This is a genomic window from Clostridium frigidicarnis (assembly GCF_900111985.1).
Lineage (GTDB): Bacteria > Bacillota > Clostridia > Clostridiales > Clostridiaceae > Clostridium_Z > Clostridium_Z frigidicarnis.
Genome location: NZ_FOKI01000093.1, coordinates 1 through 2,349, shown reverse-complemented (window position 1 = coordinate 2,349; position 2,349 = coordinate 1). Strand labels below are relative to the sequence as shown.

At 26.9% G+C, this 2,349-nt stretch carries 2 protein-coding genes and 1 tRNA gene; all 3 read left to right on the top strand.

The window, feature by feature from the left end:
• Positions 1–689 precede the first annotated feature (689 nt).
• The 3 genes from BM119_RS19390 (at position 690) to BM119_RS19380 (ending at position 2,347) form a co-directional block, all read left to right on the top strand.
• Positions 690–1,580 (top strand): FUSC family protein, encoded by an 891-nt coding sequence (locus tag BM119_RS19390; protein WP_177199525.1) that lies wholly within the window; start codon positions 690–692, stop codon positions 1,578–1,580.
• Between the two features lie 80 nt (positions 1,581–1,660).
• Positions 1,661–2,035 (top strand): CoA-binding protein, encoded by a 375-nt coding sequence (locus BM119_RS19385; protein ID WP_090043339.1) that lies wholly within the window; start codon positions 1,661–1,663, stop codon positions 2,033–2,035.
• A 237-nt stretch (positions 2,036–2,272) separates the two neighbouring features.
• Positions 2,273–2,347 (top strand) — tRNA-Glu (locus tag BM119_RS19380).
• Positions 2,348–2,349 lie beyond the last annotated feature (2 nt).

Here is a 2,349-nt window from a genome sequence, read left to right as displayed (position 1 = left end):
CTTTCCACTCTCAACCTTCAACTTTATATTTAGGAAGTCCGTGACTTTCAACAATAATCGTCAATCGTCAATTCTCAATTGTCAATTAAAAAAGGCGCAGCCTTTTGTTCTCTTACACAAAATATACACAGTATCTCTGAATTGTTATTTTCTTTAATGTGCCTAACTACAATATGATAATATATAGATTATTATACTATTAAGAGGATAAGTATTAAATAAGAGATAAAGTATATGATATTTAACTTTATAAGGTATTAGGCACATTCAAAAAAATAACAAGTCAGTATGCTAGTCTATTTTGTGCCATACTTCGTCAGCGATATCAGCCCATAGTATGCTATGAACTAATATCACTTCCTTGTCTGACACAAAATATACATGGCATTTTGGACTTGTTATTTTCTTTCATGTGCCTTATATATTTTAAAGCTATAGATAACTTTGAGAAGTATTTCATATAATTACAGGTTACAAATTAAGGATGTTTTTCTCTACATTGCTATTAGAAATTAATAATTTGATTTTTAATAATAAATTTTTCGTAGAAAAATCAACCTCTTTGGATATATAAAGAATGTGGTAAAGATGTATACGAATTTATAGATAAATATACTATTATCAAGGGTGTTTATTTTTAATTAATTGCGATGTATTCTATATATATAAACTAATTGTAGGTGAGTAGAGTGGTAAATTTTAAAAAACCTGGTTTAAGGACTATAAAGACAGCATTATCAATTTTAATAGCAATTATCCCATTTTATATTTTCGGAGATGAATCTCCTTTTTATGCTGCATTAGGAGCATTAATGTCTACTCAAGGGTCTGTTTATTCAAGCTATAGAGTAGGTAAATTTAGAGTGATAGGAACATGTATAGGGGCTGCTTTTGGTATGATAATGGCAGGCTTTTTTCAACTTAATCTTGTTGCAACTTTTTTAGGCGTGATTTTAGTAATATATATTGTTAATTTGTTAAAACTACAAGGAGGAACAACTCTTGCAGTTATAGCATTTTTATATACTATGACTCATTCCATTGAACCTATGCATTATTATTTTACTAGAATACTTCAGACAATAGTTGGAGTAATTATAGGTGTAAGTGTAAATTATTTTATATGCCCGCCGAAACTACATATAAGGGTTCAAAAAACATCTATAGATCTTGCAAAAGACATTCTAAATTCCCTAGAAAATTATATAAAAAGAGAAGAAAAATTCAATATAGAAAGATTTCATGAAAATTTTAATAGCTATAAAACTGCTTTAAAAGATTATGAGATAGAAATAAAATCAAGTCGAACAAATTTATTGCATTATGAAAAAATGACAAATTTACATGACATATTTCATAGACTTATAGGTAATTGTATTATATTAAATAATTTAAACAAAGAGTGTTTACTAAACAATGAAAATTACGATAATTTAAAAAAATACTTTCCTGATATAGGAGAGTTAGACATTAAGAAAACAAATGATTTTGATGAATATAACTATAATATAAAATGCTTAATAAATGAGATTAGTGAACTAATAGATGTAACAACTGATAAAACATACCATTATAAATAAAATATAAGCTAAAAATAATAATAATTTATTTTTTATATGGAAAACTAAATATTAGTAAAACAATAAAGGAGGAATTATTTATGAAAGCAAAGGAATTTATGAGTTTTAAAAATTGGGTAGTTGTAGGAGATGTTTTAAACAAAGAAAAGTATGCTTATAAAATATTAAATAGTTTAAAAACAGCACAATATAATGTTGCTGGGGTAAATCCTAAAGGTGGAAATGACATTTATTCATCATTAAAAGATGTACCTTTTAACACAGAAGTTGTAGATTTATGTATAAATTCTATAAAAGGGTTAGAAATATTAAAAGAAGCAAAATCATTAAATATAAATAATATATTGGTTCAACCAGGAGCTGGTTCAGAAGATATATTTAAATATGGAGAAGAAAATAATATGAATCTAATAGATGGTTGTGCTTTAGTTGAACTCAAAAATTTAGGTAAATAAAAAGGGAAAGAATGTAGAGCTAAAATTTATCTTATGGTTATTGCCTGTAACACTTACTGAATGAAGATTCGTTCTATCAAAGTACTGATAATAAAGGATTTTCATAATCATATAAAATTTAGGTAAATATATTTGGGAAAAAAACTAAAAAAAAATTAAAAAATGTGTTGACATGAAATGAGGTTTAAGGTATTATAATACATGTCGAGTGGATAACAAAACAGCCACGAAACACAAGGCCCATTGGTCAAGCGGTCAAGACACCACCCTTTCACGGTGGTAACAGGGGTTCGATTCCCCTATGGGTCACCATA